This window comes from Streptomyces sp. NPDC057136 (assembly GCF_042670885.1).
Lineage (GTDB): Bacteria > Actinomycetota > Actinomycetes > Streptomycetales > Streptomycetaceae > Streptomyces.
Genome location: NZ_JBHUUV010000059.1, coordinates 24,774 through 30,883 on the forward strand (window position 1 = coordinate 24,774; position 6,110 = coordinate 30,883).

7 protein-coding genes and 1 riboswitch are annotated in these 6,110 nt (G+C 65.9%); of the genes, 5 read left to right on the forward strand and 2 right to left on the reverse strand.

The annotated features are described in order from the left end of the window. Window positions 1-18: 18 nt before the first annotated feature. The gene (locus tag ACFT7S_RS36535; protein ID WP_382740160.1) at window positions 19-396 is read right to left on the reverse strand and encodes a phage holin family protein; all 378 of its coding nucleotides are present in this window, start codon (window positions 394-396) and stop codon (window positions 19-21) included. Window positions 397-464: 68 nt separating this feature from the next. Here ACFT7S_RS36535 and ACFT7S_RS36540 point away from each other — a divergent pair, with 68 nt between their 5' ends. The 4 genes from ACFT7S_RS36540 to ACFT7S_RS36555 all read left to right on the forward strand — a co-directional run bounded on the left by ACFT7S_RS36540 (window position 465) and on the right by ACFT7S_RS36555 (window position 2,695). After that, window positions 465-782: a cupin domain-containing protein gene (locus ACFT7S_RS36540; protein WP_382740163.1), complete on the forward strand. Its 318-nt coding sequence runs from the start codon at window positions 465-467 to the stop codon at window positions 780-782. Between the two features lie 151 nt (window positions 783-933). After that, window positions 934-1,146: a DUF5326 family protein gene (locus tag ACFT7S_RS36545; protein ID WP_382740166.1), complete on the forward strand. Its 213-nt coding sequence runs from the start codon at window positions 934-936 to the stop codon at window positions 1,144-1,146. A 239-nt stretch (window positions 1,147-1,385) separates the two neighbouring features. Next, a complete protein-coding gene (locus ACFT7S_RS36550) occupies window positions 1,386-2,156 on the forward strand; it encodes an IclR family transcriptional regulator (RefSeq protein WP_382740169.1) in 771 nt (256 codons plus the stop codon). A 101-nt stretch (window positions 2,157-2,257) separates the two neighbouring features. After that, entirely contained in the window at window positions 2,258-2,695 is a 438-nt protein-coding gene (locus tag ACFT7S_RS36555) for an SsgA family sporulation/cell division regulator (RefSeq protein ID WP_382740172.1), read from the forward strand. Between the two features lie 14 nt (window positions 2,696-2,709). Here ACFT7S_RS36555 and ACFT7S_RS36560 read toward each other — a convergent pair whose 3' ends face one another. After that, complete coding sequence (locus ACFT7S_RS36560) at window positions 2,710-4,038, reverse strand: YibE/F family protein (RefSeq protein ID WP_382740175.1); 1,329 nt, start codon at window positions 4,036-4,038, stop codon at window positions 2,710-2,712. A 71-nt stretch (window positions 4,039-4,109) separates the two neighbouring features. Then, a riboswitch (TPP riboswitch) is annotated at window positions 4,110-4,243 on the forward strand. Between ACFT7S_RS36560 and thiC the strand changes: the two genes are divergently transcribed. Next, window positions 4,236-6,038 (forward strand): phosphomethylpyrimidine synthase ThiC, encoded by a 1,803-nt coding sequence (thiC, locus tag ACFT7S_RS36565; RefSeq protein ID WP_382740178.1) that lies wholly within the window; start codon window positions 4,236-4,238, stop codon window positions 6,036-6,038. Its footprint overlaps the riboswitch before it by 8 nt. Window positions 6,039-6,110: the final 72 nt, after the last annotated feature.

A 6,110-nucleotide genomic window follows, 5' to 3' on the forward strand; every position in this document is an offset into this window, starting at 1 on the left:
TGTTTCAGAACGCCCGGATCAGTCCTCGTCGGGAAGTACGACGTTCAACGCCCAGGAGACGACGGAGATGATCAGACCGCCGAGGACGGCGGTCCAGAAGCCGTCGACATGGAAGCTCAGATCGAACAGGTCGGCCAGCCACGAGGTCAGCATCAGCATCAGGGCATTCACCACCAGCGTGATCAGTCCCAGCGTCAGGATGAACAGCGGGAGCGTCAGCAGCTGAACCACCGGCTTGACGAGGAAGTTCACCAGGCCGAAGAGAAGGGCGACCAGGACCAGCGTGAGCACCTTGTTCCAGGTGTCGTCACCGGTCAGCGTTATCTCCTTGAGCAGCCAGATGGCTACGGCCAGTGCACCCGCGTTGGCGATCGTCTTGACTACGAAATTCTTCATGTGTCTGATCGTGGCAGACATGATCGGTGGCCGACAGCGGCAGCACGGATACAAGGGGCGGACGGGCAATGAAGGCATTCAGGCTGGACGAACTGGAGGCGGAGCGGGCGGCCAACGACGGCGCCTATCTCCAGTTCGTGCGGGAACGCAATATGTCCGTCGGCCTCTACGCCCTGGACGCGGGCCAGCTCGACCCGCAGCAGCCTCACAACCAGGACGAGGTCTACTTCGTCGTGAGCGGCCGTGCGGCGATCACCGTCGGCATGGAAACGACGCCGGTGGGCAGGGGCAGCGTCGTCTACGTACCGGCCGGAGTGGCCCACAAGTTCCACCACATCACCGAGGACCTGCGGGTGATGGTGGTCTTCTCTCCGCCGGAGGGCTGAGCCGGCACCACCCAGCGTTCCCTGCCTTACCACCCAGCGGTCCCTAGGGGATCGATCAGGGGAGTTCAAGGGATCGGGAGCACCCGCCGGCCACCCCCGCGCCTCTAGCATCGAGGCAGGAACTCATAGAGACGAGGTAAGGACGATGGCGGTGCAGGAGATATTCGCGGGGATGCCCTGGTGGGTGAAGTGGGTCGCGGTGCCCGTCATCGCGATCGTCGTGTTCGGCAGCCTGATCGCCAGCGTGGTGGGCTTCGTCATCGGTCTGCTCTTCAAGGTGCTGGTTTTCGCCGTTCTGGTCGGTGGTCTGGTCTTCGTCGTACGGAAGTTCATGTCCTCGTCCTCGTCGGGCCGTGACTGGTAGTGACGGCCGTCGCGGGACGATTAGGCCAGCTGAGCTAAGTCCCGGACGAAAAGGCACTTCGGGCGCACGGTGCCGATACAGTGGCGTATCGCTGCCGCCGCCTGGGAAGTAACTGTCCGTCATCGAATTGACCATTGGTTTGTACGGCAGTCCGGTCTCCGGACCCAGGTTTGTGGCAGTCCGTGGGGGCGGCCCCCACGGGAGGGCTGACCGCCCGTCACCATGCCTGGGGGTGACCTGTGACCACAGCAACGAATACCGCTGTACCGACATTGATCGGTTCGGTGCAGCGGGCATTGAGGCTGCTGGAGGCTGTGGGCACCCATCGCGACGGGGCGCCTGCGAAGCAACTCGCACGGGAAGCAGGGCTTCCGCTTCCGACCGCGTACCACCTGCTGCGCACCCTGACCCATGAGGGATATCTGCGCCGGGAGAACGGCGTCTTCCTTTTCGGCGACGCCGCCGAGCGGCTGATCGACGGTGGTGCTGTGCAGAATCGTCGCAGCGTCATGACCGATTCGCTCGCGCGCTGGCGCGACGCCATCGGTGTGCCGGTGTACTGCGCCATCTACCGCGAGGGTGAGATCGAACTCATCGCGGTCGCGGACACCCCCGCCAATCCCGCCGTCGACGAATGGGCCGCGTTCCGCGAGACCGGTCACGCTCACGCGATCGGCCAGTGCCTGCTGAGACAGCTCGACGAGACCGCCCGCGGGGATCATCTCGACCGCCATCCCGTGCAGCCCCTGACCCCTCACTCTGTGCGAGATCGTGAGTCGCTTCTTGAGCGTTTGCGATCGACGGAACGCATGGAGCCTGTCATTGAACGACAGGAATATGCCTTGGGAACGATCTGCGCGGCCATCCCGATCACGGTGGGCACCACCGTGGCGACGATGGCCATTTCTCTGCCCTTTGACCAACAGGATCGGTTGCTCCCCGCAGTCGAACAGCTACGCAACGAGGTCACGGACCTCTTGCGCTCGCTCGTGCTCTCTATCAGTATCTGAAAAATCACTCCTTGTGATCTGCTATCTGGTGCACCACGATGGCGTCAATAGGGTCACTGGGGATCATTCCTGGCCAGTTTCATCTACCGCGGGGTTGAACGATGCGCGAGTCGGTTCAAGCAGAGGTCATGATGAGCTTCCTCGTTTCCGAGGAGCTCTCCTTCCGTATTCCGGTGGAGCTCCGGTACGAGGTGGCCGATCCTTACGCGATCCGTATGACCTTCCACCTGCCGGGCGACGCCCCTGTCACCTGGGCTTTTGGCCGTGAGCTGCTGCTCGACGGTCTCAACAGCCCCAGCGGCGACGGGGATGTGCACATCGGTCCGACCGAGCCCGAAGGGCTTTCCGATGTACACATCCGGCTCCAGGTGGGAGTGGACCGTGCGCTCTTCCGGGCCGGCACGGCGCCTCTCGTGGCGTTTCTCGACCGGACGGACAAACTGGTGCCGCTCGGTCAGGAACACACGCTGAGTGACTTCGAGGGCAGCCTCGAAGTGGCGCTGGGCCGGATTCTCGCCGAGGAGCAGAACGCCGGCTGAGGGGGCGTCCGTCGCTACGTCTTGCGACGACGGCCTCTCCCGGTCCGTGCGGGTGCAGGAGCTCCGGCTTCCGCGCCCCCTGTGCGGTCCGCGGAGACCACCAGCGCCGCGAGCGCCGTCGTCAACGGCACCGAGGCGACCAGTCCGATCGAACCGACCAGCGTTCGGACGATCTCCGACGCCACCAGTTCGCTGTTGGCCACCGTCCCCATGCTGCTCTGGGCAATGGAGAAGAGCAGCAGCAGGGGCAGCGCGGCCCCCGCGTAGGCGAGCACGAGGGTGTTGACGACCGAGGCGATGTGATCGCGGCCGATCCTGATCCCCGCCTTGTAGAGCTTCCGTGCCCCCATCGTCGGGTCCGCCTGGTGCAGTTCCCAGACCGCCGACGTCTGGGTGACGGTCACGTCGTCGAGCACGCCGAGCGAACCGATGATGACGCTCGCAAGCAGCAGACCGCTCATATCGATGTCCGGATACAGGCCGTGGATGAGACCGGTGTTGTCGTCGGTGTTGCCGGACAGACTCGCCCAGCCGATGAAGAGCGAGCCGAGCAGACCGATCAGCAGCAGTGAGATGAGTGTGCCGATGACGGCCACGGACGTACGGGCCGTCAGGCCGTGGCACATGTAGAGCGCCGCCAGCATGATGGCGCTCGCCCCGATCAGCGCGACGACCAGGGGATTCGAGCCCTGAAGGATCGCCGGCAGGATGAACAGGGTCAGCACGCCGAACGAGACGACGAGCGCGATCAGCGCCATCACGCCGCGCATCCTGCCCACCGCGACCACGGCCAGCGCGAAGATCCCGGCCAGCAGAGCCATCGGGAACTTCCGGTTCACATCGGTCACCGAGTACTGGAGGTCACGGGGTGCGTCGGGCGCGTACGCCACGACCACGCCCTGACCCTCGTGCAGCTGCCTCGGGGCGTCCGGCTGGACGACTTCGACGAAAGTCCGCCCCTTGTCCTCGCCGCTGGTCACTTCGATCGTGGCCTTCTCGCAGTCCCCCGTCTGCTCGTTGACCGCCTCGCGTCCCGAGGGGGTCGAGGTGTCACCGGTCGGCGGTACCTGCGCGGCGTTGACCTCCGCGCAGTCCACCTTGTCGACCTGGACCACCTTGCCGGACTGGGTCTGCCGGTCAAAGCCGACACCTGTGCGCTCGTGGGCGGGGGCGCCACCGGGCCAGAACACCACGAGGCCGACAAGGACCGCGGTGGCGAACGGAATCAGCACGGCCGCGATGACCTTGCGCAGATGCCTGGAGACGGGGGCGGCAGGGCCATGACTGTGCGAGTGGCCGTGCGGGCTGCCCTGCGGTTCGGGATCGCTTTGGGAGGAGGTCACCGGGCGATCATCGCAAGAACGGGAGGGGCCCCCTATTCAGCACGCCATGAAGGACGCTAGCGTGGTGGCACCTTTGCACACGCGGGAGCTCGGAGCACCGGGCTGAGAGGGCGCTGACCTCCGTACACCGGTACGGAACAGGCTGCGCCGACCGCCGAACCTGTTACCGGGTAATGCCGGCGTAGGGAGTAGGTCTCATGACCACAGCGGACGCACGCACGCCTGCCTCGGAGCAGAATGCGCAGAATGCGCAGGACGCACCGAACAGCGAGGCCGGGAAGTCCATCGGCTGGCACAAGGGATACGTCCAGGGCTCACGCCCGGACCTCCGGGTGCCGGTTCGTCAGGTGCACCTCACCAACGGCAAGGACGTGACGCTGTACGACACGTCGGGGCCGTACACCGATCCCGCCATCGACACCGACGTCCGGCGCGGACTCGCGCCGCTTCGGGAGAACTGGATCATCTCCCGCGGAGACACCGAGGAGTACACCGGACGCCCCGGCCGCCCCGAGGACGACGGCCTCAAGCACACCTCGCCCCGCGGCGGCCTGCGCAACCTGGACGCGGTCTTCCCCGGCCGTCCGCGGCAGCCGCGCCGCAGCCGCGACGGACGGCCCGTCACCCAGCTCGCGTACGCCCGGCGCGGCGACATCACCCCGGAGATGGAGTACGTCGCGATCCGGGAGAACGTCGAGCCCGAGGTCGTACGCGAGGAGATCGCCGCGGGCCGGGCCGTCATGCCGGTCAACGTCAACCACCCGGAGATCGAGCCGATGATCATCGGCAAGCGATTCCTGGTGAAGGTCAACGCGAACATCGGCAACTCCGCGGTCACCTCCTCCATCGAGGAGGAGGTGGACAAGATGACCTGGGCGACCAAGTGGGGCGCCGACACGGTCATGGACCTGTCCACCGGCCGCAACATCCACACCACCCGTGAGTGGGTGCTGCGCAACTCCCCCGTGCCGATCGGCACCGTGCCGCTCTACCAGGCCCTCGAAAAGGTCGACGGCAGGGCCGAGGAGCTGACCTGGGAGATCTACAAGGACACCGTCATCGAGCAGGCGGAGCAGGGCGTCGACTACATGACGGTGCACGCCGGCGTGCGTCTGCCGTACGTCCCGCTGACCGCGCGCCGCAAGACCGGCATCGTCTCGCGCGGTGGCTCGATCATGGCGGCCTGGTGCCTTGCGCACCACAAGGAGTCGTTCCTGTACGAGAACTTCGAGGAGCTCTGCGAGATCCTCGCGACGTACGACGTGACGTACTCGCTGGGCGACGGTCTGCGCCCCGGTTCCATCGCCGACGCAAACGACGAGGCGCAGTTCGCGGAGCTGCGTACCCTCGGCGAACTGAACACCGTTGCCAAGCGGTTCGGTGTCCAGACGATGATCGAGGGTCCGGGCCACGTCCCGATGCACAAGATCAAGGAGAACATCGACCTCCAGCAGGAGATCTGCGAGGAGGCGCCGTTCTACACGCTCGGCCCGCTGACCACGGATGTCGCCCCGGCGTACGACCACATCACCTCGGGGATCGGCGCCGCGATGATCGCCTGGTGGGGCACGGCGATGCTCTGTTACGTCACGCCCAAGGAGCACCTGGGTCTGCCGAACCGGGACGACGTGAAGACCGGCGTCATCACGTACAAGATCGCGGCGCATGCTGCGGACCTGGCCAAGGGGCACCCGGGGGCGCAGGACTGGGACGACGCGCTGTCCGACGCCCGGTTCGAGTTCCGCTGGGAGGACCAGTTCAACCTGGCGCTCGACCCGGTCACGGCACGGGAGTTCCACGACGAGACGCTGCCGGCCGAGCCGGCCAAAACGGCCCACTTCTGCTCCATGTGCGGTCCGAAGTTCTGCTCGATGAAGATCTCGCACGACATCCGGCGTGAGCACGGGGATTCGCAGACGGAGATCGAAGCGGGCATGGCGGAGAAGTCGAAGGAGTTCGCGGCGGCCGGCAACCGGGTCTATCTGCCGATCGCGGACTGACGTCACTGACGTCACTGACGTCACCACACGCACGGAAGACGGCGTTGCCCGAGGCGCAAGGTGCCTCGGCTG

Bases quoted from the DNA above. Each gene is read 5' to 3' on its own strand.
- ACFT7S_RS36540 (WP_382740163.1), top strand. From the start codon at position 465: ATGAAGGCATTCAGGCTGGACGAACTGGAGGCGGAGCGGGCGGCCAAC.
- ACFT7S_RS36555 (WP_382740172.1), top strand. From the start codon at position 2,258: ATGCGCGAGTCGGTTCAAGCAGAGGTCATGATGAGCTTCCTCGTTTCC.
- thiC (WP_382740178.1), top strand. From the start codon at position 4,236: ATGACCACAGCGGACGCACGCACGCCTGCCTCGGAGCAGAATGCGCAG.
- ACFT7S_RS36535 (WP_382740160.1), bottom strand. From the start codon at position 396: ATGAAGAATTTCGTAGTCAAGACGATCGCCAACGCGGGTGCACTGGCC.